This is a genomic window from Bradyrhizobium sp. 18BD (assembly GCF_054185225.1).
The window spans coordinates 87219-114014 of the sequence record NZ_JAVAYL010000026.1 but is presented as its reverse complement, the minus strand read 5'-3'; the positions used below and the strand labels follow the sequence as shown (position 1 = coordinate 114014).

Annotated in this window: 22 protein-coding genes, 1 other RNA gene and 1 pseudogene; 20 read left to right on the top strand and 4 right to left on the bottom strand. The window is 66.2% G+C overall.

Annotation, left to right across the window (positions count from 1 at the left end):
- Position 1 precedes the first annotated feature (1 nt).
- Positions 2-1372 (bottom strand): aminotransferase-like domain-containing protein, encoded by a 1371-nt coding sequence (locus tag RAD16_RS35225; protein ID WP_458162449.1) that lies wholly within the window; start codon positions 1370-1372, stop codon positions 2-4.
- Between the two features lie 49 nt (positions 1373-1421).
- Here RAD16_RS35225 and RAD16_RS35220 point away from each other — a divergent pair, with 49 nt between their 5' ends.
- Together RAD16_RS35220 and RAD16_RS35215 are read left to right on the top strand one after the other, a co-directional pair.
- Complete coding sequence (locus RAD16_RS35220; RefSeq protein WP_458162448.1) at positions 1422-1877, top strand: DUF983 domain-containing protein; 456 nt, start codon at positions 1422-1424, stop codon at positions 1875-1877.
- 67 nt (positions 1878-1944) lie between these two features.
- Positions 1945-2040 (top strand): annotated as a pseudogene (locus RAD16_RS35215) (alpha/beta fold hydrolase); the annotation flags it as partial.
- 242 nt (positions 2041-2282) lie between these two features.
- Here RAD16_RS35215 and rnpB read toward each other — a convergent pair.
- An RNA gene (gene rnpB, locus RAD16_RS35210) (RNase P RNA component class A) lies at positions 2283-2709 on the bottom strand.
- 149 nt (positions 2710-2858) lie between these two features.
- Here rnpB and RAD16_RS35205 point away from each other — a divergent pair.
- Positions 2859-3212, top strand: coding sequence for a YciI family protein (locus tag RAD16_RS35205; RefSeq protein WP_458162447.1), 354 nt, complete (start codon positions 2859-2861; stop codon positions 3210-3212).
- Between the two features lie 22 nt (positions 3213-3234).
- Positions 3235-4467: an RNA polymerase sigma factor gene (locus tag RAD16_RS35200; protein WP_458162446.1), complete on the top strand. Its 1233-nt coding sequence runs from the start codon at positions 3235-3237 to the stop codon at positions 4465-4467.
- On the opposite strand, the gene RAD16_RS35195 is transcribed toward RAD16_RS35200, so the two are convergent.
- Both RAD16_RS35195 and RAD16_RS35190 read right to left on the bottom strand, forming a co-directional pair.
- Positions 4464-5486: a D-cysteine desulfhydrase family protein gene (locus tag RAD16_RS35195; protein WP_458162445.1), complete on the bottom strand. Its 1023-nt coding sequence runs from the start codon at positions 5484-5486 to the stop codon at positions 4464-4466. The two genes, RAD16_RS35200 and RAD16_RS35195, sit on opposite strands and share 4 nt — an antisense overlap.
- 122 nt (positions 5487-5608) lie before the next feature.
- Positions 5609-6394, bottom strand: coding sequence for an N-acetylmuramoyl-L-alanine amidase (locus RAD16_RS35190; RefSeq protein ID WP_458162444.1), 786 nt, complete (start codon positions 6392-6394; stop codon positions 5609-5611).
- 511 nt (positions 6395-6905) lie between these two features.
- Here RAD16_RS35190 and rsmH point away from each other — a divergent pair.
- From rsmH to ftsZ, 16 genes are all read left to right on the top strand, one after another.
- Positions 6906-7895: a 16S rRNA (cytosine(1402)-N(4))-methyltransferase RsmH gene (gene rsmH / locus RAD16_RS35185; protein WP_458162443.1), complete on the top strand. Its 990-nt coding sequence runs from the start codon at positions 6906-6908 to the stop codon at positions 7893-7895.
- Positions 7896-7898: 3 nt separating this feature from the next.
- Positions 7899-8291, top strand: coding sequence for a cell division protein FtsL (ftsL, locus tag RAD16_RS35180; RefSeq protein WP_234680005.1), 393 nt, complete (start codon positions 7899-7901; stop codon positions 8289-8291).
- Entirely contained in the window at positions 8288-10036 is a 1749-nt protein-coding gene (locus RAD16_RS35175; RefSeq protein ID WP_458162442.1) for a peptidoglycan D,D-transpeptidase FtsI family protein, read from the top strand. The genes ftsL and RAD16_RS35175 overlap by 4 nt, the downstream gene beginning before the upstream one ends.
- A gap of 83 nt (positions 10037-10119) precedes the next feature.
- The gene (locus RAD16_RS35170) at positions 10120-11589 is read left to right on the top strand and encodes a UDP-N-acetylmuramoyl-L-alanyl-D-glutamate--2,6-diaminopimelate ligase (protein WP_458162441.1); all 1470 of its coding nucleotides are present in this window, start codon (positions 10120-10122) and stop codon (positions 11587-11589) included.
- Positions 11586-12965, top strand: coding sequence for a UDP-N-acetylmuramoyl-tripeptide--D-alanyl-D-alanine ligase (locus RAD16_RS35165; RefSeq protein ID WP_458162440.1), 1380 nt, complete (start codon positions 11586-11588; stop codon positions 12963-12965). The genes RAD16_RS35170 and RAD16_RS35165 overlap by 4 nt, the downstream gene beginning before the upstream one ends.
- Before the next feature lie 142 nt (positions 12966-13107).
- Positions 13108-14211, top strand: a complete 1104-nt coding sequence (mraY, locus tag RAD16_RS35160; protein ID WP_458162439.1) for a phospho-N-acetylmuramoyl-pentapeptide-transferase — start codon at positions 13108-13110, stop codon at positions 14209-14211.
- A 10-nt stretch (positions 14212-14221) separates the two neighbouring features.
- Positions 14222-15622, top strand: a complete 1401-nt coding sequence (gene murD, locus RAD16_RS35155) for a UDP-N-acetylmuramoyl-L-alanine--D-glutamate ligase (RefSeq protein WP_458162438.1) — start codon at positions 14222-14224, stop codon at positions 15620-15622.
- Positions 15622-16017: a hypothetical protein gene (locus RAD16_RS35150; protein WP_458162436.1), complete on the top strand. Its 396-nt coding sequence runs from the start codon at positions 15622-15624 to the stop codon at positions 16015-16017. Before murD ends, RAD16_RS35150 begins: the two co-directional genes overlap by 1 nt.
- A gap of 177 nt (positions 16018-16194) precedes the next feature.
- Positions 16195-17346: a putative lipid II flippase FtsW gene (ftsW, locus tag RAD16_RS35145; RefSeq protein ID WP_458162435.1), complete on the top strand. Its 1152-nt coding sequence runs from the start codon at positions 16195-16197 to the stop codon at positions 17344-17346.
- Positions 17347-17460: 114 nt separating this feature from the next.
- The gene (murG, locus tag RAD16_RS35140) at positions 17461-18561 is read left to right on the top strand and encodes an undecaprenyldiphospho-muramoylpentapeptide beta-N-acetylglucosaminyltransferase (RefSeq protein WP_458162434.1); all 1101 of its coding nucleotides are present in this window, start codon (positions 17461-17463) and stop codon (positions 18559-18561) included.
- Positions 18562-18682: 121 nt separating this feature from the next.
- A complete protein-coding gene (murC, locus tag RAD16_RS35135; protein ID WP_458162433.1) occupies positions 18683-20086 on the top strand; it encodes a UDP-N-acetylmuramate--L-alanine ligase in 1404 nt (467 codons plus the stop codon).
- 118 nt (positions 20087-20204) lie between these two features.
- Positions 20205-21125 carry a UDP-N-acetylmuramate dehydrogenase gene (murB, locus tag RAD16_RS35130; protein ID WP_458162431.1) on the top strand — a complete coding sequence of 307 codons (921 nt, stop codon included), beginning with the start codon at positions 20205-20207 and terminating at the stop codon, positions 21123-21125.
- Positions 21126-21191: 66 nt separating this feature from the next.
- Complete coding sequence (locus RAD16_RS35125) at positions 21192-22178, top strand: D-alanine--D-alanine ligase family protein (protein ID WP_458162430.1); 987 nt, start codon at positions 21192-21194, stop codon at positions 22176-22178.
- 339 nt (positions 22179-22517) lie between these two features.
- Positions 22518-23540, top strand: a complete 1023-nt coding sequence (locus RAD16_RS35120; protein ID WP_458162429.1) for a cell division protein FtsQ/DivIB — start codon at positions 22518-22520, stop codon at positions 23538-23540.
- Positions 23537-24859 (top strand): cell division protein FtsA, encoded by a 1323-nt coding sequence (ftsA, locus tag RAD16_RS35115; protein WP_458162428.1) that lies wholly within the window; start codon positions 23537-23539, stop codon positions 24857-24859. The genes RAD16_RS35120 and ftsA overlap by 4 nt, the downstream gene beginning before the upstream one ends.
- 87 nt (positions 24860-24946) lie before the next feature.
- A complete protein-coding gene (gene ftsZ / locus RAD16_RS35110; protein WP_458162427.1) occupies positions 24947-26743 on the top strand; it encodes a cell division protein FtsZ in 1797 nt (598 codons plus the stop codon).
- Positions 26744-26796 lie beyond the last annotated feature (53 nt).

Genomic DNA, 26796 nt, shown 5'->3' with positions numbered 1-26796 from the left:
GCTAGACGATCTGCCTCGTATCCGCGGGCCTGTGCAGCGCGCCGACCAGGATGCGGAGCGCTTCGGTCAATTCCGCCCTGTTGCGCGCCGCGCCAAGTGAGACGCGCGCGGCATGTGGCGGTGTTCCGTCCACGGTGAAGGCATCGCCGGCGACGACCGCAAGGCCATTGCGCAACAGATAAGCCGCGATGTCGGGCCGGCCTTCGGGCAGTCGCAGCCAGAGATGATGGGCAGCGGGTTTTGCCAGAAACTGAAATCCCTTGAGCGCGCGCTGCGCGAGCTGCTGGCGCCCAACCGCTTCGTTTCGAATGGCGGCGATGATGCGATCGGCAACACCGCTCTCGATCCAGTGCGTCACCAGCGCGACCATCAGCGGCGCCGGCATCTGCACGGTCGCTTGCAGATAAGTCCGCATCTGCTGCTGCGCGGCGCTGTCGGGCGTGACGAGATAGGCAACGCGCAGCGCCGGCGCGATGCATTTGGACAGCGTGGTCGCGAGATACGTCCGTTCCGGAATGAGGTTGGCGATCGGCGAGGCCGCGCGGTCGAGCAGGCCGTAGGCGTCGTCCTCGATCAGGATTGTATCGGCATCGCCGATGATTTTCGCGAGGGCCTCGCGGCGCTCGGGAGAGAGTGTCGCCGTGGTCGGATTGTGCAGCGTCGGAATGAGATAGACGGCTTTCGGCTTGTGCGTGCGGCACGCCTTCGCCAGTGCATCGGGCAGGATACCGCCGTCATCCATGGCAACACTCACGAGCTTGGCGCCGAGCTGTGTCGCGGCGGCGTTGATGCCGGGGAAGGTGAGGGCTTCCGTCAGCACGATGTCGCCGGGCCGCGCAAGGTGCGCGAGCAGGTTGAACAGGATGGTCTGCGCGCCGGGAAAGATCACGAGCCTGTCGGCATGGGCGTGCGGCACACGCGCGCGCATCCAGCGCGCCGCGACCTCGCGCTCATGCGCGCTGCCGCCGGGCGGCTGGTAGTTCAGGAACGCGGTCAGGCCCGATTGGGCGCGAAGGGCTTCCATGCCGGCGATGATGCGCTCGTCGAGCTGCGCCTCCAGCGGATGCGGCGGCACGTTCATCGAGAGGTCGATCGCGACCGGATGCGGCAGGTCGACCGCGCGGCGTGCGCTGGTCTCCGACACGAACGATCCCTGGCCCACACGCGCCTCCATGATGCCGCGGCGGCGTGCCTCGGTGTAGGCGCGCGTCACCGTGGTGAGGTCGATGCCGAGCGCTTTTGCGAGTGCGCGCTGCGTCGGCAATTGCTGGCCGCGCACCAGCCGGCCCGCGGCGATATCGGCTTCCATGGCATCGACGATGCGCTGATAGCGCGGCCCTGATAGCTCCGAGATTGTAGGAGTCCAATCCATGCAATTTAGGCCTATATCCTTTGAATGTATGGATGCAAGATATTATTGTATGGATCGACGAAAAGGAAGAGGTGCTGTCATGGCAACCGGTTCAGTCTCTCTCTCGAAGGCGATGTGGCGCGGTTTCTCGGGCAAGTGCCCGAACTGCGGCGAAGGACATATGTTCGGGCGCTTCCTGAAAGTTGCCGACGCTTGCGACCATTGCGGCGAGGAACTGTTTCACCAGCGGGCGGATGATTTCCCGGCCTACCTGGTGATGGTCGTGGTCGGCCACCTCGTGGTGCCCGCGATCCTCGCGGTCGAGACCGCTTATGCGCCGGCCGTCTGGCTGCAGCTGGCGGTGTGGCTGCCGGTGACGCTGTTTGCCTCGCTGGCGCTGCTGCAACCGACCAAGGGCGCCATCGTCGGCCTGCAATGGCAGATTGGCATGCACGGCTTCGAGGCGAGCAAGCTTCGGCGCGAGGCGCTTGCGCCGGTGCTGGTGAAGGATACGCGCGTCGCCTGAGGCGGCGTTTACGTCGCGCGCTCGGCCGCTACACTCCATCGTACAAACAAGAACGATGGAAACACTGATGGCCGCTCGCGCGAAGACTTTCCTGCTTTGTCATGGTGCCTGGTCCGGCGGATGGGCCTGGAAGAAGATGCATCCGCTGATGGCACAGGCGGGCCTGTCATTCCGGGGCGCGACAAAGTCGCGAGCCCGGAATCCATTCCTCCACCAACTCTGCGGCTCGATTGATTCCGGGCTCTCGCTTCGCGAGCCCCGGAATGACACCATGTTAATGGTTGCGCGCTCGGCCCCAAATGGTGAGGGGTCCGATGCGCTCACATCGAACCCCTCGTCGCTTCCTAGTTAAGACGCGCTTTCTTGACGCGAACCGGAACTCCACTTCGCTCGAAAGCGCTTTAGAATATCAGCCGGCCTGTAAGCCGGGTTCTGTAGGGCACCGTCCGCTTGCGCGAACGATACGTGACGGCCATTCCTCTGGGACCATGTTTGCACATGGCCTCGAGCAACCTACCCGGACGGCGGGCCTGACATCGCCCCGCGGCGTTATCGCTTTCGCGAACAGCCCGCTACGCCGTCCCTATTCGGTTTTGCTCCCGGTGGGGTTTACCATGCCGGCTCCGTTGCCGGATCCGCGGTGCGCTCTTACCGCACCTTTTCACCCTTACTCCGCGAAGCCCGAAGGCGAAGCGGAGCGGTTCGTTCTCTGTGGCACTTTCCCTGGGGTCGCCCCCGCCGGACGTTATCCGGCACCGCATGTCAAGGGAGCCCGGACTTTCCTCCCCGGCGGCCTTTCGGCACCTGCCGGAGCGGCCGTCCGGCCGACTGACGCCTTACGCATGGAGCATTTGTGACGGTTCCGTCAAGCCGAGATCGCCGCGCACGCGGCCTGCAAATAATTTATCCTGAAGATGTCGTTTGGAGCGTGTCCTGTTCGACTGGATGTCGGTGATCCCCCCGAACAACAGGAGTTGAGCAATGCAATATCTGCTGATGATCTACCAGAACGAGGTCGAATACGCGAAGAACGACGCTGCCACGGCCCAGAAGATGATGGCCGAGTACCAGGCCTTTACCCAAGGCATCGTCCAGAACGGCAATTTCAAGGCCGGTGACCGGCTGCAGCCGACCACCACGGCGACGACGGTCCGCGTGCGCGACGGCAAGATGCTGACTACCGACGGTCCGTTTGCGGAAACCCGCGAGCAGCTCGGCGGCTACTATCTGATCGAAGCCAAGGACCTGAACGCGGCGATCGAGATCGCGGCCCGCATTCCGAGCGCGCGCATCGGCTCGATCGAGGTGCGGCCGATCTGGGTCTACGACAAGTGATCGCGCCCTTGCGCATCGACGCATGACTCCGGGCGAGATTGACAGGATCTTCCGCGACGAGGCGGGGCGGGCGCTGGCCACGCTGATCCGCCTCGTCGGCGATTTCGATCTCGCCGAGGAGGCGCTGCAGGATGCCTTTGCCGTTGCGCTGGAGCGCTGGCCGGCATGCGCGATCCCGGACAATCCGCGCGCCTGGCTCGTCAACGTCGCGCGCAACAAGGTGATCGACCGTATCCGCCGCCAGGCTGCCTTCCGCGGCAAGCAGCAGCAGCTCGTGCACGAGCTCGAGCTGAACGCGCAAGCTGCCGACGAGCCGCCGGCAATGCTCGACGACGACATGCTGCGGTTGATCTTCACCTGCTGCCATCCCGCGTTCGCGCCCGAGGTCCAGGTCGCGCTGACGTTGCGCACCGTCTGCGGGCTCTCGACCGCGCAGGTTGCGCGCGCTTTTCTCGTCAGTGAAGACGCGATGGCGCAGCGGCTCGTTCGCGCCAAGCAGAAGATCAGGCTCGCCGGCATTCCCTATGAGGTGCCTGAGCGCGACGCGCTGGCGGCGCGGCTCGATGGCGTGCTTGCCGTGATCTATCTCGTCTTTACCGAAGGCTATGTTGCGACCTCGGGCGCGGATCTGATGCGTCCGGATCTCGCGCGCGAAGCGATCCGGCTCGCCCGCCTGCTCGACCGGCTGATGCCCGATCGCACCGGCATCAAGGGCCTGCTGGCGTTGATGCTGCTGCACGATTCCCGCCGCGCTGGCCGCGAGACGTCGGCGGGCGATATCGTGCTGCTGGAGGAGCAGGACCGCAGGCTCTGGGACCGCAAGCAGATCGAGGCGGGGCTGCGGCTGGTGGACGATGCGCTGCGCGTGCCCGGCCGGCCGCAAGCCTACGCCGTGCAGGCCGCGATCGCCGCGCTGCATGCGCGCGCGCCGAGCTACGAGCAGACCGACTGGCCACAGATCGCCGGGCTCTACGAGGTGCTGCTGCGCATCAACCCATCGCCGGTGATCGAGCTGAACCACGCCGCGGCGGTGTCGATGGTCGATGGCCCCGCGCGTGCGCTCGATCTTGTAGATGCGATCGCCGCGCGCGGCGGGCTCGACGGCTATGAGCTGCTGCCCGCCGTGCGCGCGGATCTGCTGCGACGGCTCGGCCGCAAGGACGAAGCGCGCGAGGCTTATCGTCTGGCGACGGAGGCGACGCAGCTCGAGCCGTTGCGGCGGCTGTATGCGCGGCGGGTGCACGAGCTGGATTAGATGCCGAGCGCGCTCTGGTAGGCGAACAGGGCGGGCGCGCCGCCGCTGTGCAGGAAGATGACATCCTCGTCGTTGCGCCACCGCCCCTGGCGGATCATCGCAATCAGGCCGGCGAGCCCCTTGCCCGAATAGACGGGGTCAAGCACAAGCGCCTCGGCTTGTCCGGCAAGCCGGATCGCTTCGATCGTGGCCTGGTGCGGCACCCCATAGGCTGGCCCGGCATGGCCGGCGACCACTTCCACCATGGCTTCGTCAAAGCCAACGTCGAGCAGATCCGCCGCTTGCCGTGCGAGAGCCACCACATCGGACCGGACTCGCGCAGGCTCGGCATCGATATCGATCCCGACGATGCGCGTATCCGGCATGGCTGCGGCCGCGCCAATGACGAGACCGGCCTGTGTGCCGGCACTTCCGGTGCAATGCACGATCGCGGCCGGCTTGAAGCCCGACCGCGCCGCCTGTTGCTCGATTTCGCAGATCGTCGTGGCGTAAGCGACCGCACCCAGTGCATTCGAAACGCCGTAGGGCACGAAATACGGCTTGCGCCCCTGCGCCTGGAGATCATCGACGAGCGCGCGGATGGCCGCATTGCGATCGCCGGTCCAGGGCACGTCGTGCAGATGCGCGCCGAACAGCCGATTGAGAAAGGCGTTGCCCGAGGTCTCGTATTCCGGCGTCGGCGGCGCGAGCCGGCCGTGATAGACGGCGAGATGACAGGGGAGACCAAGCTTCGCAGCAACCGCTGCAACCTGCCGCTGGCTGTTCGATTGCACGACGCCGCCCGAGACGATGGTGTCGGCGCCGTTTGAGACGGCATCCTGCACGACGTAGTCGAGCTTGCGCAGCTTGTTGCCGCCGAATCCGAGCCCGGTTGCGTCGTCGCGCTTGATCCACAGCCGCGGCCCGCCGAGATGAGCCGTCAGCCGCTTCATCGGTTCGAGTGGTGTGGGAAGATCGGCGAGGCCCAGGCGAGGGAAGGCGGCGAGCCGGTCCATCAGTGGCTGGCGATCGATCTGCATCGTATCGTTCGTCCTGCTCGCGTCGGTCACAGGACAATAGCCTGACGCACGCAATCGCAGCGACGATGGCGTGATCACATTCCAGCGAACGGCAGATGATTTCCCGGCGCGAAGGACGCGTCTTATTTTGCGGCGGGCGTCGTCGTGCCGTCCGCGGGCAAGCTCGCCAGCAGCGCCTGCAATGTCGTCAGCGTCGAGTGATCCGCAACACCATCGAGCCGCGCCGGGCGGAAATGGCGCTGGAAGGCGGTGACGACTTCCATCGTCGCGGCGTCGTATTTGCCGGTCAGCGGCACGCCGTAGCCGTATTTCGCGAGCGCCTGCTGCAGGCTCAGCACCGCGTCGCTGATGGTGCCGAGCATCAGGGTCTCGCCGCGCACGACCGGCGCGGGCGTGACCCAATGTCCAACGCCGGAATTGGCCAGCGAGTGCCACGGAAATTTTTCGCCGGGATCCTTCTTGCGCGCGGGCGCAACGTCGGAATGGCCGAGTACCCGCTGCGGCGCGACCTTGCGGCGGAGCATGATGCCGCGGCATAGCGCGATCACGGCGGCGATCTGGCGCAGCGGATATTCCGGATAGCCCCAGTCGTGGCCGCGATTGATGATCTCGATGCCGATCGAGCAGGAGTTGATGTCGTCCTCGCCGGCCCAGGAGGAGACGCCGGCGTGCCAGGCGCGCCGCGCCTCCGGCACGCATTGCACGATGCGGCCGTCCTCCAGCACGACGTAATGCGCCGAGACTTCCGTGCCCGCCGTGCACAGCCGCGCCAGCGCGCCCTCGACGTCGGGCATGCCGGTGTAGTGCAGCACGATCATGTCGGGCTGCCGTCCTCTGTTTCGCTCGCCATGGTTCGGAGAGGGAATGATGTCGGAGACAATCGACGAATCCGGGTCGAACGTCCGCATGCTCGCCGCGGCCTTGGGAACCGGGAGAACGCGCTGACGCTTCGAATCAGAACCTGGCGGCGTGGGCGAACCGGACGACATTAACAGCTCGAGTCGGACGAAGAGTGGGTCAAGCCCTTCTCTTTACTATTCCTTTACCCTCCGCCGTGCGCAATCGTGCGTCTCGGTTAACGGACGCATTTTGGATCGGGTGTGTGGATGAGGCATCACCGGCCCGTCACCTTTTCGACTTGTAACGCGCCGATCAACGCTTTCTTAACGCTAAGGGCCGTTACTGAGGGATGAAGAGCCGACCCGCGTCCGGAGGCGGCCAAAGCGTATTTTGGCTCGAAATCCCATGGCTGCCCGACAAATTCCACTGGGAACACTGGGTTGGCGGCCCGGGACGACCGGGCTCGGTAACCATGCTGGACAAGGGCTTAGTCGTGGAACCGCCGCGACGCGGAACAATTCGAGGCGTAATGGGCTTGCTCGCCCCCAATCTCGCACGGGCGTTCGGCAGGCGCGGCACATGACTTCGGCTCCGCACATCCCCGTTCTCGGCCGCGAGGCCGTCGACCACCTCGCTCCGCGCGAGGGCGGTATTTATGTCGATGCCACCTTTGGCGCCGGCGGTTACAGCCGCGCCATTCTCGACGTGCCGGGAACCCGACTCATTGCCATTGATCGCGACCGCACCGCGATCGCCGGCGGCGCCGAGCTGGTCGCGCGTTCCGCCGGTAGGCTGACACTGGTCGAGGACCGCTTCTCGAATCTTGCCGAGGTCTGCGCGGCGCAAGGCGTCGAAGCGATCGATGGCGTCGTCATGGATGTCGGCGTGTCCTCGATGCAGCTCGACCAGGCCGGTCGCGGCTTCTCGTTCCGTCTCGACGGTCCGCTCGACATGCGGATGGGGCAGGCCGGACCCACTGCGGCCGACATCGTCGCGCGCGCCTCGGAGGGCGATCTCGCCGACATCATCTATCTCTTCGGCGAGGAGCGAAATTCGCGCCGCATCGCTCGCGCCATCGTCGCGGACCGGCAGGAGACGCCGTTCACTACCACGCGCGCGCTCGCGGATCTCGTCGGCAGGGTGGTGCGCTCCAAGCCCGGCGATATTCACCCGGCGACGCGGACGTTCCAGGCGCTGCGCATCTTCGTCAATGAAGAGCTCGAGGAACTCCAGACTGCGCTCGCCGCGGCCGAGCGCGTGCTCAAGCCCGGCGGCCGCCTCGTCGTGGTCTCGTTCCATTCGCTGGAAGACCGCATCGTCAAGAATTTCCTCGCTGAGCGCAGCAAGACCGGCGGCGGCTCGCGGCACCTGCCGGAAGTGGCGCAGACTGCGCCGAGCTTCCAGCTTCTGACCCGCCGCCCTGTGATCGCGGGGGAAGCGGAGGTTGCGCATAATCCGCGCGCGCGTTCCGCAAAGCTGCGCGCGGCCGAGCGCACCGCCGCGCCGGCGCATCACGACGACGAGCAATCGTCCTGGCCAAAACTCTCCGACGTGATGAGGGGCGGCTAGCACATGCGCTTCATCCACCTCCTCGTCATCGGCGCGCTGATTTTTGCGGCGGCCTATGTCTACCGGATCAAGATGGACTCGACCGCGCGCACCGAGAAGGTGCTGCGGCTGCATGCGGAGATCCGCGAGCAGCGCGATGCGATCGCATCGCTGCGCTCCGAATGGGCCAAGCTAGATGCACCCCTGCGCCTGCAGGGCCTGTCCGATCGCCATCTGCCGCTCAAGCCGGTCAACGGCACGCAATATGACTCGCTGAAGAACCTGCCGGAGCGTCCACCGCGGATGTTCAGGCCGGGCGAGCCCGATCCGATCGGCGCCATGCTCAACACCATCGAAGCTGCGAGCGATCCAGATACCGTAACGGGCTCCGTGCCTCAGCCCGAGGACAAGCAATGAGCGCTGCGACTCCGGCGAAATCCAAGCCGACTGAACCCTGGCGGCAGCGGCTGATCCGCAGCCTGCTCTACGGGCGCAATGTCGACCGCCAGGCGAAGGCCCGCGCCCGCGTTGGCCTCGCGATGCTCGCCTTCACCTCGGTCTACGTCCTGATCGGCGGCCGGCTCGTGATGTTCGCGATCGGCGCCGACGCCCATAGTGCGCGCCGTGCGGCGTCGCAGGAGGTGGTCGCGACCGCGCGGCCCGACATCGTCGACCGCAACGGCGCCATCCTTGCGACCGACGTCAAGGCGGCGAGCCTGTTCGGCGAGCCGCGCCGCATCATCGACAAGGACGAGGCGATCGAGCTGCTGACGGCGACCGTCCCTGATCTCGACGAAGCCGAGGTGCGCGAGCGCCTGTCGGGACGAAAGGGTTTCGTCTGGCTCAAGCGCGAGGTTACGGCGAAGCAGCAGCAGGACATCCACAAGCTCGGCATTCCCGGCATCGGCTTCCTGCGAGAGAACAAGCGCGTCTATCCGACCGGCAACGAGGTCGCCCACCTCATCGGTCTCGTCAACATCGACAACCAGGGCATCGCCGGCATGGAGAAGTGGCTCGACAATCAGGGCCTAGCCGATCTGCACCGCGCCGGATTTGCCACCGACCGGCTGCAGAAGCCGATCGAGCTCTCGATCGACCTGCGCGTCGAGCACGCGCTGCGCGACGAACTCTTGAAGGCCAAGGAGAAGTTCCACACCAAGGCGGCGTCCGGCATCGTCTCGAACGTCAAGACCGGCGAGATCGTTGCGATGGTCTCGCTGCCGGACTTCGACCCGAACAGTCCCAAGGAAGCGCACGACCCCGACCGCATCAACCGCCTGACCACCGGCGTCTACGAGATGGGCTCGACCTTCAAGGCGTTCACGCTCGCCATGGCGCTCGACTCCGGCAAGATCAACCTGAATTCGATGTGGGATGCGCGCGGAAACCTGCACTACGGCAAGTTCACCATTCATGACAGCCACGCGCTCGGACGTTTCATCAACACCAAGGAAGTGTTCACCTACTCGTCCAACATCGGTGCGGCGCGGATCGCGCTCAGCCAGGGCGTCGAGGCGCACAAGGCGTTCCTCGCCAAGATGGGCCAGTTGACGCGGCTGCGGACCGAGCTGCCGGAGAGCGCGGCGCCGCTGGTGCCGCGGCGCTGGGGTGAATTGAACACGGTCACGATCGCGTTCGGCCAGGGCATGTCGGTGGCACCGCTCCAGGCGGTGATGGGCATCAACTCGCTGGTGAACGGCGGCTATCTGATTCCGCCGACCTTCATGAAGCGCAGCCCGGAGGACGCGGCGGCGATCGCCAAGCGAGTCATCAAGCCGGAGACCAGCGACAAGATGCGGTTCCTGATGCGGCTCAACGCCGAGATCGGCACCGCCAAGACCGCCGACGTCAAGGGCTATTATGTCGGTGGCAAGACCGGTACCTCCGAAAAGGTCATCAACGGCCGCTATGCCAAGAAGCGCGTGCTCAACTCCTTCACCGCGATCATGCCTTGCGACGACCCGAAATATCAGATCCTGATCATGCTGGACGAGCCGCAGGCGCTGCCCGAAACGCATGGTTTCATCACGTCGGGCTTTAACGCTGTGCCGACGGGGGGCAAGGTCATCGCCCGTATCGCGCCACTGCTCGGAATCGAGCCGCGGTTCGACCTGCCGCCCGCGGACCGCCTTATTCTTGCAGCATCCAGGACAACCCAGTAATCAACTGGGGTGGCCATCGCCGGTGCTGATTCGGCTTTTCCTGACGATTCGGCTTTCCGGCGCGGCATGTCGACTGGACAACCATGAAGCTGCGCGATCTCCTGGGTCAGGATATTTTGGGCAATGATGCCGCACTCGAGCCTGCCGTCGCGGCGCTCGGGGTGACCGGCGTTGCGCTCGACAGCCGCGTGGTCAAGCCGGGTGATCTCTTCTTCGCACTCCCGGGCAGCAAGACCGACGGCGCGCGGTTCATCGATGCCGCGGTCGCCGCCGGCGCGGTGGCGGTCGTCGGCGACCATGTTCCGGCAGCCGGCAAGGTGCCGTTCGTCACGGTGGCCAATCCGCGCCGCGCTTTGGCGCTGGCAGCGGCAAGATTTTTCCCCGCGCAGCCTGCGACGATCGCCGCGGTGACCGGCACCAGCGGCAAGACTTCGGTCGCCGCGTTCACGCGCCAGATCTGGGAGCGGCTGGGCCATGCCTCCGCCAGCATCGGCACCATCGGTCTCGTCTCTCCCAAGCGCACGGTCTATGGCTCGCTGACGACGCCGGATCCGATCGCGCTGCACCGGCAACTCGACGAGATCGCGCGCGAGGGCGTTACGCATCTCGCCTTCGAGGCGTCCTCGCACGGGCTCGACCAGTATCGCCTCGACGGCGTGCGCGTCTCCGCCGGTGGCTTCACCAACCTCTCGCGCGACCACATGGATTACCATCCGACCGTCGCGCATTATCTCGCGGCAAAACTCCGGCTGTTCCGCGAGCTGGTCGCGCCCGGTGGCGCGGCGGTGATCTCGGCCGATCATGATTGCTCGGCTGAAGCGATCGATGCGGCGAACTCGCGCGGCCTGCGCGTGATGGCGGTCGGCCGCAAGGGCGATGGCGGCGAGGGCATTCGTCTTGTGGAGGCCGAGGTCGAGGGCTTTGCGCAAAAGCTCACGGTCGAGCATCGCGGCAAGCGATACGCGGTCCGGCTGCCGCTGGTCGGCGAATTCCAGATCGAGAATGCGCTGGTGTCGGCCGGACTTGCGATCGGCACCGGCAGCGATGCCGCCAATGTGTTTGCGAGCCTCGAACATCTCGAAGGCGCCAAGGGCCGGCTCGAGCGCGTCGGCGAGCGCAACGGCGCGCCGATCTTCGTCGATTATGCGCACAAGCCCGATGCGCTGGCGAAGGCATTGCAGGCGCTGCGTCCCTACGCCAGGCGCAGGCTGGTCGTCGTGTTCGGCGCCGGCGGCGACCGTGATGCGGGCAAGCGGCCGATCATGGGCGAGATCGCGGCCGACAATGCCGATGGTGTCATCATCACCGACGACAATCCGCGCAGCGAGAAGCCGGAAGCCATTCGCGCCGAGATTCTCGCCGCCGCCAAGGGCGCCCGCGAAATCGGCGACCGTGCCGCAGCGATCCGCATCGCGATCGAGGAGCTTCAGGACGGCGATGCGTTGCTGATCGCCGGCAAGGGCCATGAGACCGGGCAGATCGTCGGCGGCCAGGTGCTGCCCTTCAGTGATCACGAGGCGGTCGCGGCCGCATTAGCGTCGAGGACAGCATGAGCGCGCCAATATGGACGGTTGCCGAAGTCGCGCGTGCGCTGGGCGCTGCCGGATCGTTCCCGGACACGCCGATCGACTTCGTCACCCAGGACAGCCGGCTGGTGAAGCCGGGCAGCCTGTTCGTCGCGCTGAGCGGCACGCCGAGCGGCGGCTTCATCTCGGCCTTCGCCAGCGCGCGCGACGGCTGGGAGTTCGCGGACAAGGCGGAAGCCTCCGGTGCGGTCGCGATGATCGTGCCGCATGGGATCGCGGGCATCCGCGTTCCCCAGATCGTCGTGAAGGACACGCTGATCGACGGCCTCTGGGGCCTCGCGCGCGCTGCACGCGCGCGCTTCAATGGCCCGGTGATCGGGCTCACCGGCAGCGCCGGCAAGACCAGCACCAAGGAATTCCTCGCGGCTTATCCCGACGCCTATGCCAGCCCCTCGAGCTTCAACAATTTCTGGGGTGTGCCGCTGACGCTGTGCAATGCGCGGCCCGACGCCAGCCTCTGGGTCGTCGAGATGGGCATGAACCAGACCGGCGAGATCGCGCGGCTCAGCGAGCTGACGCGGCCGACGGTTGCGCTCGTCGTCAACGTCCAGCCGGTGCATCTGGAAAAGCTCGGCTCGCTCGAGGCGATCCGCCGCGAGAAGGTCTCGATCGCGCTCGGCCTGCCCGAGGATGGCGTGCTGGTGCTGCCGGCCGGGCTCAAGGCCTCCGATTGGAAGGGCAAGGTGGTGCGCTTCGGCGAGCATGCCGAGGTGCACGAGGTCGCGCACGCGCCGCATGGCGAGAGCTGGCAGGTCGTGGCCATGATCGGCAAGAAGGAGATCGCCTTCAGCCTGACGCCGGGTGCGCCGCACCGCGTCCAGAATGCGCTCGCCGCGCTCGCCTCGATCCGCGCCGCCAACCTCGATGCGGCCACGCTCGCGATCAAGCTCGACCGCGTCGGTATCATGACCGGTCGCGGCGTCGAGGAGGCGATCGGCGGTATCACCGTGATCGACGACAGCTTCAACGGCAACCCGGCCAGCGTGGCTGCTGCGCTGCAAAGCCTGCAGGCGCGCCCTGTGACCGGTGGCCGCCGCATTGCGGTGCTCGGCGACATGCTGGAACTGGGCGACGCCGCGCCCGGCTATCACACCGGCCTTGCCAAGCATCTCGACGGCATCGACGGCGTCTACTGCGTCGGCCCGCTGATGCGCCACCTCTTTGACGTATTGCCGGCCGGCAAGGGCCTCGGCTGGCACGACGATCCCGCGACGCTGAAGCCGGCCGAGGTCGCGAACCTGCTGAAGGCAGGCGATGTCGTGGTTGTCAAGGGCAGCAAGAAGATGTTCTGGGTCAACAAGTTTGTGCCGGGCCTAGTGGCCGCCTTGCGGGCAAAGGCGTAAACTGCTTGGAAGGCGCTGTTCCCGAATCCCACCCTTTGCGGCGCGCCGCCGCCCGGTTGCTTTGAGGTCGCCCGACCTCATGAGGACCAGTGAATGCGCGTGAAGCACGCTCTCGTGCGAAGGGCGCCATAGGACCGACTGAATGTTTTACTGGCTGATCGAGCTCTCCAACACATTTCCGGGTTTCGGTGCGGTGCGCACCGTTCTGAACGTCTTCCGCTACATCACCTTCCGCACCGGCGGCGCCATCGTCACCGGCGCGCTGTTCGTGTTCCTGTTCGGACCCTGGATCATCGATCACTTACGCATCCGCCAGGGCAAGGGCCAGCCGATCCGCACCGACGGCCCGCAATCGCATCTCAGCAAGAAGGGCACGCCCACCATGGGCGGGCTGATGATCCTGTCCGGCCTCACGGTCGGCACCGTGCTGTGGGCCAATCCGCTCAATCCCTATGTCTGGATCGTGCTGGCCGTGACTCTCGGTTTCGGCTTCGTCGGCTTCTATGACGATTACCTCAAGGTGACCAAGCAGACCACGACCGGGTTCGGCGGCAAGCTGCGCCTGCTGATCGAGGCGGCGATCGCGCTGGTGGCCTGCTACGCCCTGGTGCGGCTGAGCCGCGATCCCGCATCGACCGCGCTGACGATTCCGTTCCTGAAGGACACCGTGCTGCATTTCGGCTGGTTCTTCGTCATCTTCGGTGCCTTCGTCGTCGTCGGCGCCGGCAACGCGGTGAACCTCACCGATGGTCTCGACGGCCTCGCCATCGTGCCGGTGATGATCGCGACCGCGAGCTTTGCGATGATCGCCTATCTCGCCGGCAACGCCGTGTTCGCCGACTATCTCCAGATCAAATATGTCGCGGGCACCGGCGAACTTGCCGTGCTGTGCGGCGCGCTATTGGGCGCCGGTCTGGGCTTCCTCTGGTTCAACGCGCCGCCGGCCTCGATCTTCATGGGCGACACCGGCTCGCTCGCGCTCGGCGGCATGCTCGGTGCCATCGCGGTGGCGGTGAAGCACGAGATCGTGCTCGCGGTGATCGGCGGCCTGTTCGTGCTGGAGGCGGTCTCCGTCATCGTGCAGGTGGTGTCGTTCAAGCTGACGGGCAAGCGCATCTTCAAGATGGCGCCGATCCATCACCATTTCGAGCAGCTCGGCTGGACCGAGCCGCAGATCGTGATCCGGTTCTGGATCATCTCGGTGATGCTGGCGCTCGCCGGCCTCTCCACCCTGAAGCTGCGCTGACGGTACCACGATGATCCCCGTCACATCCTTCGCCGGCAAGACGGTCGCGGTGTTCGGCCTCGGCGGCTCGGGGCTCGCCTCCTGCCACGCGCTGAAGGCCGGCGGCGCTGAGGTGATCGCCGCCGACGACAATGCCGAGAACCTCGCCAAAGCCGCGCAGGCCGGTTTCATCACTGCCGATCTGCGCAACGTCTCCTGGGCGAATTTCGCAGCCCTCGTGCTCGCGCCCGGCGTGCCGCTGACCCATCCGGTGCCGCACTGGAGCGTGCTGAAGGCGCGCGAGGCGGGTGTCGAGGCGATCGGCGACATCGAGCTGTTCTGCCGCGAGCGGCGGCGGCACGCGCCCAACGCACCGTTCGTCGCCATCACCGGCACCAACGGCAAATCGACCACGACTGCGCTGATCGCGCATCTGACCAAGGTCGCCGGCTACGACACCCAGATGGGCGGCAATATCGGTACCGCGATCCTGTCGCTGGAGCCGCCGCGCATGGGCCGCGTCCACGTCATCGAGATGTCGTCCTACCAGATCGACCTCACGCCCTCGCTCGATCCCTCCGTCGGGATTCTGCTGAATGTCAGCGAGGATCACATCGATCGCCACGGCACGATCGAGCACTACGCCGCGGTGAAAGAGCGCCTCGTTGCCGGGGTGCAGGCCGGCGGCACCTCGATCGTCGGTGTCGATGACGGCTATTGCCGCGATATCGCCGACCGGCTCGATCGGGCCGGCAAGAATGTGGTGCGGATCTCCGTCAGGAATCCGCTGGCGAGCGGCATTCATGTCGAGCACGGCACCATCATGCGCACCGCGGGCGGCGCGCGCAGCGAGGTCGCAAAACTCGGCGGCATCGGCTCGTTGCGCGGCCAGCACAATGCGCAAAACGCGGCCTGCGCCGCCGCTGCCGCGCTCGCGATGGGCATCAGCCTCGACGTGCTGCAGAACGGGTTGCGCAGCTTTCCCGGCCTCGCGCATCGCATGGAACAGGTCGGCCGCCGCGGCAGCGTGCTGTTCGTCAACGATTCCAAGGGCACCAATGCGGATGCCACCGCCCATGCGCTGTCATCCTTCGCCGACATCTTCTGGATCGCCGGCGGCAAGCCGAAGGCGGGCGGCATCACCAGCCTGACCGGCTTCTTCCCGCGCATCCGCAAGGCCTATCTGATCGGCGAGGCCGCGCAGGAGTTTTCGGGAACGCTCGGCAGCGAGGTCGCGCACGAGATCAGCCAGACGCTGGATGTTGCGGCCGAGCACGCCGCGCGCGATGCGGAAGCATCCGGCCTCGCCGACGCAGTCGTGCTGCTGTCGCCGGCCTGCGCGTCGTTCGACCAGTACCGCAACTTCGAGATCCGCGGCACCAGGTTCCGCGAGCTGGTGCAGGCGCTGCCGGGTGTGAAGCCGGTGGTGTAATGTCGCGGCGACGCTGGATCGGAATTGTCGCTGCTCTCGCTGTTCCGGTCGGTTTCCTCGGCGTCGTCCTCGTTGACAACGTTATGCATCAGTTCGGCGCGTGCCGCGTCGTTCGCCAGCGCGCTTTTGCCTCGCCAAGCGGTAGCCAATTGGTTGTCGTGGTCTGGAAGTCGTGCGGGGTGACGGTGCCCGACAGCACGCAAGCCAGCATCATAGCTCGCGGCCGGACGTTCTCGCCCGAGAGCACGCCGACCTTCGTCAGCGTGCGCGGGCATCTTGAGGTTGTTGTCGCCTGGAGCAGTGAACGGGCCGTCAGGATCGGTTTCATTCCCGAGCCAGACCAGGTCTACAAGCGCGATCAGCGCGCCGGGGATATCACGATCAATTACGAATAGCGCGATGAGACCTGTAGGATGGGTCGAGCGAAGCGAAACCCATCGCGTCCCCCTCCGAATTGATGGGTTTCGCTTCGCTCGACCCATCCTACAATTCCAATCAACCCCATTTCCTTAACCCCCCGGTAACCAACCTCGGCGACCAATGGACGGACCTCTGTCCGAAAGCGGCCGCCCATGCTCTCCCGTGAAGAACGCACCCCCTTTTCCGAGTGGTGGTGGACCGTCGACAAGCCGCTGCTCGGCGCGGTCCTGGTGTTGATGCTGACCGGCGTCATCCTGTCGCTGGCGGCGAGCCCGCCGGTCGCGACCCGCATCGGGCTCGATCCCTTCCATTTCTTCAGCCGCCACGTGATGTTCCTGGCGCCGTCCTGTCTGGTGCTGCTCGGGGTGTCCTTCCTGTCGCCGCGCGCGATCCGCCGCAGCGCGCTGATCATCTTCACCATCAGCATCATCCTGATCGTGGTGACGCTCGCGATCGGCCCCGAGGTGAAGGGCTCGCGGCGCTGGATCACGCTGCTCGGCGTCAACATCCAGGCCTCCGAGATCGCAAAACCGTCCTTCGTCGTCATCGCCGCCTGGCTGTTCGCGGAATCGACCAAGCGGCCGGAGATGCCGGCGACCTCGATGGCGCTGGTGCTGCTGCTGATGCTGGTGTCGCTGCTGGTGATGGAGCCGGACTTCGGCCAGACCATGCTGATCCTGATGGTATGGGGCTCGCTGTTCTTCATCGCGGGCATGCGCATGATCTGGGTATTCGGCCTCGCCGGCGCTGCCGCCGCCGGCCTGTTCAGCGCCTATCTGTTCGTTCCGCACGTTGCCGGCCGCATCAAGCGCTTCATGAATCCGGCCTCCGGCGACACCTTCCAGGTCGATACCGCCATGGAGGCCTTCTACAATGGCGGCTGGTTCGGCCTCGGGCCGGGCGAGGGCATCGCCAAACGCAGCCTTCCGGACAGCCACACTGACTTCGTGTTTGCGGTCGCCGCCGAAGAGTTCGGCATCATCCTCTGCCTCGCCATGCTGGCGCTGTTCGCCTTCGTCGTCATCCGCACGCTGTCGCGCGCCTATGCCAACGAGGACATGTTCTCGCGCTTTGCAGCATCGGGCCTTGCGATCCTGTTCGGCGTGCAGGCGGCGATCAACATGTCGGTGAATCTCCAGCTCATCCCCGCCAAGGGCATGACGCTGCCGTTCATCTCCTACGGCGGCTCCTCGATCGTGTCGCTCGCCTATGGCGTCGGCATGATGCTGGCGCTGACGCGCCTGCGCCCGCGCACCGAGGTCGAGGCCAGCGGCCACGCCGACGCGATGCGGAGTTACGCCTAAGTCGTCATTGCGAGGAGCGAAGCGACGAAGCAACCCAGACTGTCTCCGCCGAGGTAGTCTGGATTGCTTCGCTTCGCTCGCAATGACGAGAAAGACCTTGTAAAAGGCGTCTCCATGGACACGTCCCCCCTGATTCTTCTCGCCGCGGGCGGTACCGGCGGCCATCTGTTTCCGGCCGAGGCGCTCGGCGTCGAGCTGATCCGGCGCGGCTTTCGCGTTCGCCTCGTCACGGACGAGCGCGCGCTGCGCTATAGCGGGCTGTTCACCAAGGACATGATCGACGTCGTCGCGAGCGAGACCGCGCGCGGCCGCAATCCGCTTCAGCTTGCCTATGCCGGCCTCACGCTCGCGACCGGCACGCTCTCGGCTTACAGCCTGATCAAGCGGTTGAAGCCCGCTGCCGTCATCGGCTTCGGCGGCTACCCGACGCTGCCGCCGCTGGTTGCGGCAAAGTTCGCCGGCGTGCCCAGCATTCTCCACGACGCCAATGCCGTGCTCGGCCGCGCCAACCGCTTTCTGTCGAGCCGCGTTCGCGCCATCGCGACGTCGCTGCCGGGCGTGCTCGACCGCGATCCGGCGCTGGCCGGCAAGACCACGACGGTCGGCACGCCGATGCGGCCGGCCGTCCTTGCCGCAGCTGCCGTGCCCTATGCCGCGCCTGAAGCGAACGGACCGCTGCGTCTGCTGGTCGTCGGCGGCAGCCAGGGCGCGCGCATCATGGCCGACATCGTGCCGGGTGCGATCGAGCGGCTCGAGCCCGCGCTGTGGAGCCGGCTCGTCCTCACCCAGCAGGTCCGCGACGAGGACATGACCCGCGTGCGCGCGGTCTACGACAAGCTCAAGATCAATGCCGAGCTCGCGCCGTTCTTCACCGATTTGCCGGCGCGGCTTGCCTCGAACCATCTGGTGGTGTCGCGCTCCGGCGCCGGCACCGTGGCCGAGCTCGCCGCGATCGGCCGGCCCTCGATCCTGGTGCCGCTGCCCGGCTCGATCGACCAGGACCAGTTCGCCAATGCCGGCGTGCTGGCCAAGGTCGACGGCGCCATCCGCATCCCGCAGACCGAGTTCACCTCCGATCGCCTGGCGTCCGAGATCTCCGCCTTCGCCGCCGAGCCCGCGCGCCTCGCGGCCATGGCGCAGGCGGCCCGCAGCGCCGGCCGGCTCGATGCCGCCGAGCGGCTGGCCGATCTGGTGGTCAAAGTCGCTGGAATCTGACGCGAAAAAGCCCTTGTCTTCGCCTTCTAAAGCGGGGCATCCAGTAACGACGGCGCGGCTGATTTGGCCGTGACCTTCGCCAGATGCCGCCTTTTCCGGCGGCAAGGTCAGGGAACAGAGCATGAGACTGCCGCGCGAGATCGGACCCATCCACTTCGTCGGGATCGGCGGGATCGGCATGAGCGGTATCGCCGAGGTGCTGGTCAATCTCGGCTATGCCGTGCAGGGCTCGGACGCCTCCGACAATTACAATCTCGACCGCCTGCGCAAGAAGGGCGCGAAGGTGTCGGTCGGCCACAAGGCCGAGAATGTCGACGGTGCGGAGGTCGTCGTGGTCTCCACCGCGATCAAGCGCGACAATCCGGAGCTGATGGCGGCGCGCGAACGGCGCATTCCCGTGGTGCGCCGCGCCGAGATGCTGGCCGAGCTGATGCGGCTGAAGAGCTGCGTGGCGATCGCCGGCACGCATGGCAAGACCACGACCACCACGATGGTCGCAACGCTGCTCGATGCCGGCGGGCTCGATCCCACCGTGATCAACGGCGGCATCATCAACGCCTATGGCTCCAACGCGCGGCTCGGCGCCGGCGACTGGATGGTGGTGGAAGCCGACGAGAGCGACGGCACGTTCCTGAAGCTGCCGACCGACGTGGCGATCGTCACCAATGTCGACCCCGAGCATCTCGATCACTTCAAGACGTTTGACGCCGTGCAGGACGCGTTCCGGCATCTCGTCGAAAACCTGCCGTTCTACGGCTTCGCCGTGATGTGCATCGATCATCCCGTGGTGCAAAGCCTCGTGGGCAAAATCGAGGATCGCCGCATCATTACTTATGGCGAGAATCCGCAGGCCGACGTGCGGCTGCTTGACCTCACGCCGATGGGCGGCGGATCGAAATTCAAGGTCGCGCTCCGCGATCGCAAGACCGGCGCCGTGCACGAGATTCCGGATTTGATGCTGCCGATGCCGGGCCGCCACAATGCCTCCAACGCGACGGCTGCGATTGCGGTTGCGCGCGAGCTTGGCGTGTCGGACGAGGCGATCCGCAAGGCGATTGCCGGCTTCGGCGGCGTCAAGCGGCGCTTCACCAAGACCGGCGAATGGAACGGCGTCACCGTGATCGACGATTACGGCCATCACCCGGTCGAGATTGCGGCGGTGCTGAAGGCGGCGCGGGAATCCACCAACGGCAAGATCATCGCCGTGGTGCAGCCGCATCGCTACACCCGCCTGCAATCGCTGTTCGAGGAATTTTGCACCTGCTTCAACGATGCGGATGCGGTGATCGTCGCGGACGTCTACGCCGCCGGCGAGGCGCCGATTGATGGCATCGACCGCGATCATTTCGTCGCGGGCCTGCGCGCGCACGGCCATCGCGAGGTCGTGCCGCTGCCGCAGTCCTCGGAACTTGCCGGTATCGTCAAGGGCCTCGCGAAGTGGGGCGATCTCGTCGTGTGCCTCGGCGCGGGTAACATTACTCAATGGGCGTATGCGCTGCCCGGCGAATTGAAGGCGCTGGGGTGAGCGAGCGGATGTCGGGTCATCATCGATCACCGCCCATGTGGCTACCCCTCTCCCTAACCTTCCCCCGCAAGGGGGGAGGGAACGGAGAAAGCTTGCCCGCCTCACTTGAGGGCGTGCGATGAGTTTCCCCGACATCACGCCCTCGCTCAAAGCCGCGATGCCAAACTTGCGCGGCCGGCTGCTGGCGAACCAGTCGCTGGCCGAGCTGACCTGGTTTCGCGTCGGTGGTCCCGCGCAGGTGCTGTTCACGCCGGCGGATGAGGACGATCTCGCTTATTTCCTCGCGCATCTGACGAACGACATTCCCGTCTATGTCGTCGGCGTCGGCTCCAATCTAATCGTGCGTGACGGCGGCATTGCGGGCGTGGTGATCCGCCTTGCGCCGCGCGCTTTCGGCGAAGCCACTGCGAATGGTGACATCGTCACCGCGGGGGCTGCCGCGCTCGACAAGCGCGTGGCGGAAGTTGCGGCTTCCGCCAACATCGGTGGGCTCGAATTCTACTTCGGCATTCCCGGCACCATCGGCGGCGCGCTGCGCATGAACGCGGGCGCCAATGGCGGTGAGACCAAGGACGTGCTGATCGAGGCGCGCGGCGTCGGGTGCGACGGCACCAAGCACACCTTCTCCAACGCCGAGATGAAATTCGTCTACCGCAACAGCGGCGTCGATCCTTCCATCATCTTCACCTCCGCGCGCTTCCGCGGCGAGATCAGGGATATCGATGCGATCCGCGCGCGGATGGCGGAGGTGCAAAACCACCGCGAGACCGCGCAGCCGATCCGCGAGAAGACCGGCGGCTCGACCTTCAAGAATCCGCCCGGCCATTCCGCCTGGAAGCTGGTGGATGCCGCCGGCTGCCGCGGCCTGCGCGTCGGCGGCGCGCAGGTCTCGGAGATGCACTGCAATTTCCTGATCAACACGGGCGATGCCACCGCGCACGACATCGAGACGCTGGGCGAGACCGTGCGCGAGCGCGTGAAGGCGAATTCCGGAATTGAGCTGCACTGGGAAATCAAGCGGATCGGGGTTTCCGCGTGAGTGTCATTCCGGGCCTGCGCCTTGCGGCGCATCCCGAAATGACGAAGCAGATAGGTAACTATGAACATGCGCATCACCATCCTCTTCGGCGGCTCCAACCGCGAGCGTCTGGTTTCGGTTGCCTCGGCCCAGGCGCTGCATCAGGCGCTGCCCGAGGCCGATCTCTGGTGGTGGGACGTTGAGGACAAGGTGCATGTCGTCCAGTCCAAGCAGTTGCTCGAACATGCCCGTCCGTTCGAAGACGAGTTCAAGCCGGGCACGCGCGGCATTCCGCTGGCGCAGGCGCTCGACCAGGCCCAGGCCGAAGGTCGCGTGCTGGTGCTCGGCCTGCATGGCGGTCGCGCCGAGAACGGCGAATTGCAGGTGATGTGCGAAGCGCGCGGCGTGCCGTTCACCGGCTCGGGCTCGGCGTCCTCGCATCTCGCCTTCGACAAGATCGCGGCCAAGCATTTTGCGGCGCTCGGCGGGGTGACGCCGCCAGAAAACGTTGCGCTTGAGAATATCGACGAAGCGTTCGCCGAATATGGAAGGCTGATCGCCAAGCCCGCGCGCGACGGCTCGAGCTACGGCCTGATCTTCGTCAACGCCAAGCAGGATCTCGTTGCGGTCCGCAATGCGGCCAAGCACGAGGAGTATGTGATCGAGCCCTACATCGCCGGCGTCGAGGCGACTTGCGGCGTGCTGGAGCGCGCTGATGGGTCGATCATCTCGCTGCCGCCGATCGAGATCATTCCGGGCGAGGGCAATTTCGACTACGCGGCGAAATATCTCCTGAAGTCGACCCAGGAGATATGTCCCGGCCGGTTCGCGCCCGAGATTACCGCCGCGCTCAAGGAACAGGCCATGCTGGCGCACCGGGCGATGTCCTGCACCGGCTATTCCCGTTCGGACTTCATCGTCTCGCCCAAGGGCCTCGTCTATCTCGAAACCAACACGCTGCCCGGACTGACCAAGTCATCGCTCTACCCCAAGGCGCTGAAAGCCGAGGGCATCGCATTCGTCGACTTCCTGCGCGGCCTGGTCGAGCTCGCCGGGCGTGGCGTGCGGAAATAATTAGGACTGGTTAACGGCCGGACGGCCAAAACAGGCCGTTTTGGAACCCAAAACCGGTAAAATGCCGGACATTGCGGCATAAATGCCTCACAGGCTTGGGCAAAAAGCGCAAGTCGTTAACGAACTTTACCTTTTGTTTACCAGGACATCCGAAGGTTAACGCTGGCGGCGCATATGGCGCTTTGGCTGCCGGCGCGTGAGCTGTGGCGGGTGATGTCACCTTCAGCGAACGCTTTAAAGGGAGAGGCTTCGTCTGCTGACCCGGCCCGGCACGTCCGAGACGTCATGTTCGCCAGGACCCGCGCGATGTCGCGGGCAAACTGTTGACGAGCTCGTGCAATGGATGGTGCAGGAAGCCTCACCCGGTCGTTTCTGAGATCGCTGAGGCCCCAAGCTGACCTGAAGGCGGCCGCTATCGGAGCGGTCGTGCTTCTGCGCGAGTGGGTGCAGGACAGGCGTGCCGAGAAGCGTGCTGCCGCCAAGGCCAAGATCAAGGCCAAAGCCAAGCCCGTCATCGAGCGCGAGCCGCCGCCGCGCATCGTCGCGCTGGTCGAGCGCTATGCGCCGCGCCGGGTCGGGATCGCCATGACCGCGCTGCTGCTGATCGGAAGCTGCGGCTTCGGCATCGTCAGGGGCGGCCATCTGCAGGATTTCATCACGGCGGTCAGCGATGCCCGCAACGCGATGGCCAATTCCGCCGGCTTCCGCATCACCTCCGTCGTGATCAACGGCCGCAAGCAGCTCAGCCAGGACGAGATCCTCGCGATCGGCGGCGTCAGCGGCCGCTCCTCGCTGCTCTTCCTCGATGCCGACGTGGTGCGCGAGAAGCTCAAGGCCAATGCCTGGATTGCGGACGCGACCGTGCTGAAGCTCTATCCGGGCCGGCTGATGATCGACATCACCGAGCGCCAGGCCTTTGCGCTGTGGCAGGAGGGCGGCCGCCTCTCCGTCATCGCCGAGGACGGCGCCGTGCTCGAGCCCTATGTCTCGCGCCGGTTCCTGTCCCTGCCGCTCGTGGTCGGCAAGGGCGCCGACACCCAGGCGCGCGATTTCCTGGCGCTGCTGGGGCGCTATCCGCAGGTCAATGCGGTGACCAAGGCCGCGATCTATGTCGGCGAGCGGCGCTGGAACCTCAGGCTCAAGGACGGTCTCGACATTCGCCTGCCCGAGCAGGACGTCGGCAATGCGCTGGCGATGCTGTCCAGGCTCGACAAGGAAGACCGGCTGTTCTCGCGTGACATCGTCGCTGTGGACATGCGCCTGCCCGACCGTCTGGTGGTGCAGCTGTCCGACGACGCCGCCAAGGCGCGCGAAGATCAGTTCAAAGACAAGAAGAAAAAGAAGGCCGGGGACGCTGCATGACCGGTCTTGATCGCACCCAGACGCCGAAGACCCGCCAGATGCCGCACAAGCGCGGCGGCCTGGTCGCCTGCCTCGACATCGGCACCAGCAAGATCGCCTGCATGATCGCGCGGCTGAAGCCGTCGGCGCCGAGCGATGCGCTGCGCGGCCGCACCCATGCGGTGGAACTGATCGGTTACAGCCAGATCCAGTCGCGCGGCATGAAAGCCGGCGCGGTGGTCGATCTCGGCGAATGCGAGCAGGCGGTGCGCCAGGCCGTCGGGCTTGCGGAGAAGATGGCCAAGGTGCGGGTCGAGTCCGTGCTGCTGTCGGTGTCCGGCGGCCGGGTTTCCGGTCAGCTGGTCGAGGCCGCCGCCGACATCCGCGGCGGCGCCGTGACGCCGGCTGACGTCAGCCGCGTCACCTCCACCGGCATGCGCCACGCCACCGGCGAGGGCCGCACCGTGCTGCACGCGCTGCCGGTCGGCTACACCCTCGATGGCGTCAAGGGCATTCGCGATCCCCGCGGCATGGTCGCGCACCAGTTCGGCGTCGACATGAACGTCGTCACCTGCGACGCCACCGTGGCGCGGAACCTGATGCTCGCGGTGGAACGCTGCCACATCAATGTCGAAGCCATGGCGGCGAGCCCCTATGTGGCCGGCCTGTCGGTGCTGACCGACGACGAGGCCGATCTCGGCGCTGCCGTCGTCGAGATGGGCGCGGGCACCACCACGATGGCGGTCTATTCCGGCGGCCGCTTCGTGCATGCGGCCGGTTTTGCGGTCGGCGGGCAACACATCACGATGGATCTCGCGCGCGGACTCTCCGCGACCATTGCCGATGCCGAGCGAATCAAGACGTTATACGGGACCGTCATCACCGGCGGATCGGACTCGCGTGAGCTGATGTCTGTACCGACAGCCGGTGACGAGCAGGATCTGCCGCAGATCGTTTCTCGCGCCACCATCGCCAACATCGTCAAGCACCGTGCCGAGGAAGTCTTCGAAATGGTTCGGGACAAGCTGAAGGATTCGCCCTTCGCCTCAGAGCCGAACGGCCGCGTCGTGCTCTCGGGCGGCGCCTCCCAGCTCACCGGCCTCGTCGAGCTCGGCACACGCATTTTCGGCCGGCCCGTGCGGGTCGGACGTCCGCTTGGTTTCGGCCGGCTGCCCAACGAGGCGAAGAACGCCGCGTTCGCGGTGCCGGCCGGACTTCTGGTCTACCCGCAATATGTTCACCAGGAACATGTCGAACCGCGGCATACGCGGCAGCAGGTCAGGACAGGAACCGGCGGATATTTCGGAAGGGTCGGACGATGGCTACGCGAGGGCTTCTGATGATCGCTTTCCGCAATTTCTCATTTTCACCAACTCCCGCGGCCGGTGGCCGGGGCGAACCCACGCGCGCGTGATCGAGAGGCAACCATGACCATCAGCATCAATGTTCCTGATATTCACGAACTGAAGCCCCGCATCACCGTGTTCGGCGTCGGCGGCGCCGGCGGCAACGCCGTCAACAACATGATCACGGCGGGCCTGCAGGGCGTCGACTTCGTGGTCGCCAACACCGACGCGCAGGCGCTGACGATGTCGAAGGCGCAGCGCATCGTGCAGATGGGCACGGCGGTCACGCAAGGGTTGGGCGCGGGTTCGCAGCCGAACGTCGGCGCTGCCGCCGCGGAAGAAGTCATCGACGAGCTGCGCGACCATCTCTCGGGCGCCAACATGGTGTTCGTCACCGCCGGCATGGGCGGCGGCACCGGCACTGGCGCTGCTCCCGTCATCGCCAAGACCGCGCGCGACATGGGCATCCTCACCGTCGGCGTCGTCACCAAGCCGTTCCACTTCGAAGGCGGCCGCCGCATGCGCACCGCCGAAGCCGGCATCAACGAGCTGCACAAGGTCGTCGACACGCTCCTGATCATCCCGAACCAGAACCTGTTCCGGGTCGCCAACGAGAAGACCACCTTCGCCGACGCCTTCGCGATGGCCGACCAGGTGCTCTACTCCGGCGTGGCCTGCATCACGGACCTGATGGTCAAGGAAGGCCTGATCAACCTCGACTTCGCCGACGTCCGCGCTGTCATGCGCGAGATGGGCAAGGCGATGATGGGCACGGGCGAGGCCTCCGGCGACAAGCGCGCGCTGACGGCTGCGGAAGCCGCGATCGCCAACCCGCTGATCGACGACAGCTCGATGAAGGGCGCCAAGGGCCTGCTCATCTCGATCACCGGCGGCAAGGACCTCACCTTGTTCGAGGTGGACGAAGCCGCGACCCGCATCCGCGAGGAAGTCGATCAGGACGCCAACATCATCGTCGGCGCCACCTTCGACGAAGCGCTCGACGGCCTGATCCGCGTCTCGGTCGTTGCCACCGGCATCGAGCAGGCCGCGATCGCCCGCAACAGCCAGGCGACCTCTGCTCCGGTCGCGAACGCCGCGCCGCAGCAGATGCAGCAGGCTCCCGCCGCTCCGGCCGCCGCTGCCGAGAGCCGTCTCGCCGACCTGACCGCGCGTCTGCGCGCCGACAACCAGCGTCTGGCCGAACGCGCCCAGAAGCTGGAATCGCAGATCCCGGCCGCACCGGTCGCTGCCGCGCCGGCCGCTCCGCGGCCGAACGTCGAACGCGCCGCGCTCGCCGCTATCGCCGCTGCCGTCTCGGAAGTTCCGCAGGCGCCCGCGCCGCAGACCTATGGCGACGTCACCGTGCGCCCGATCGCGCAGAAGCCGACCCTGTTCCCGGAGCCCGAGATGGCCCCGGTCGCCATGCAGGAGCCGATGATGCCGGAGAACTTCATCCCGCCGCAGGCCGAGCGTCCGCCGGTCCGTGCGCCGCGGATGCCGCGAATCGAGGAGCTGCCGATGCCGGCCCAGGCCGAGCTTCGCCAGGCCCGCGGCGAGGCGGAAGAAGAGACCCCTCAGAAGACCCGCCTGTCGCTGCTGCAGCGCCTCGCCAATGTCGGCCTCGGCCGCCGCGACGAGGAGAGCGAGCCGCCGGTCGCCGCCCGTACCGCCGGTCCCGCGATGCCGCCGCTGCCCGATCGCCGTCCGCAGAAGACCGTCGCGCAGCAGATCGCAGCCAGCGAGCCGGTATCCGAGTATGCCCGCCGTCCCGCGCCTCAGGGCCTGGACATGCACGGCCGCCCGGCGCCTGTTGCACCGGCGCCACAGGGCGACGACCATCTTGATATCCCGGCCTTCCTGCGGCGGCAGGCGACGTGAGGATTGTTACAATAAGGCAGACGAAAAAAGGTCCCGGCGAGATGCTCGCTGGG

Bases quoted from the DNA above. Each gene is read 5' to 3' on its own strand.
- RAD16_RS35225 (WP_458162449.1), bottom strand. From the start codon at position 1,372: ATGGATTGGACTCCTACAATCTCGGAGCTATCAGGGCCGCGCTATCAG.
- RAD16_RS35220 (WP_458162448.1), top strand. From the start codon at position 1,422: ATGGATCGACGAAAAGGAAGAGGTGCTGTCATGGCAACCGGTTCAGTC.
- RAD16_RS35205 (WP_458162447.1), top strand. From the start codon at position 2,859: ATGCAATATCTGCTGATGATCTACCAGAACGAGGTCGAATACGCGAAG.
- RAD16_RS35200 (WP_458162446.1), top strand. From the start codon at position 3,235: ATGACTCCGGGCGAGATTGACAGGATCTTCCGCGACGAGGCGGGGCGG.
- RAD16_RS35195 (WP_458162445.1), bottom strand. From the start codon at position 5,486: ATGCAGATCGATCGCCAGCCACTGATGGACCGGCTCGCCGCCTTCCCT.
- RAD16_RS35190 (WP_458162444.1), bottom strand. From the start codon at position 6,394: ATGCGGACGTTCGACCCGGATTCGTCGATTGTCTCCGACATCATTCCC.
- rsmH (WP_458162443.1), top strand. From the start codon at position 6,906: ATGACTTCGGCTCCGCACATCCCCGTTCTCGGCCGCGAGGCCGTCGAC.
- ftsL (WP_234680005.1), top strand. From the start codon at position 7,899: ATGCGCTTCATCCACCTCCTCGTCATCGGCGCGCTGATTTTTGCGGCG.
- RAD16_RS35175 (WP_458162442.1), top strand. From the start codon at position 8,288: ATGAGCGCTGCGACTCCGGCGAAATCCAAGCCGACTGAACCCTGGCGG.
- RAD16_RS35170 (WP_458162441.1), top strand. From the start codon at position 10,120: ATGAAGCTGCGCGATCTCCTGGGTCAGGATATTTTGGGCAATGATGCC.
- RAD16_RS35165 (WP_458162440.1), top strand. From the start codon at position 11,586: ATGAGCGCGCCAATATGGACGGTTGCCGAAGTCGCGCGTGCGCTGGGC.
- mraY (WP_458162439.1), top strand. From the start codon at position 13,108: ATGTTTTACTGGCTGATCGAGCTCTCCAACACATTTCCGGGTTTCGGT.
- murD (WP_458162438.1), top strand. From the start codon at position 14,222: ATGATCCCCGTCACATCCTTCGCCGGCAAGACGGTCGCGGTGTTCGGC.
- RAD16_RS35150 (WP_458162436.1), top strand. From the start codon at position 15,622: ATGTCGCGGCGACGCTGGATCGGAATTGTCGCTGCTCTCGCTGTTCCG.
- ftsW (WP_458162435.1), top strand. From the start codon at position 16,195: ATGCTCTCCCGTGAAGAACGCACCCCCTTTTCCGAGTGGTGGTGGACC.
- murG (WP_458162434.1), top strand. From the start codon at position 17,461: ATGGACACGTCCCCCCTGATTCTTCTCGCCGCGGGCGGTACCGGCGGC.
- murC (WP_458162433.1), top strand. From the start codon at position 18,683: ATGAGACTGCCGCGCGAGATCGGACCCATCCACTTCGTCGGGATCGGC.
- murB (WP_458162431.1), top strand. From the start codon at position 20,205: ATGAGTTTCCCCGACATCACGCCCTCGCTCAAAGCCGCGATGCCAAAC.
- RAD16_RS35125 (WP_458162430.1), top strand. From the start codon at position 21,192: ATGCGCATCACCATCCTCTTCGGCGGCTCCAACCGCGAGCGTCTGGTT.
- RAD16_RS35120 (WP_458162429.1), top strand. From the start codon at position 22,518: ATGGATGGTGCAGGAAGCCTCACCCGGTCGTTTCTGAGATCGCTGAGG.
- ftsA (WP_458162428.1), top strand. From the start codon at position 23,537: ATGACCGGTCTTGATCGCACCCAGACGCCGAAGACCCGCCAGATGCCG.
- ftsZ (WP_458162427.1), top strand. From the start codon at position 24,947: ATGACCATCAGCATCAATGTTCCTGATATTCACGAACTGAAGCCCCGC.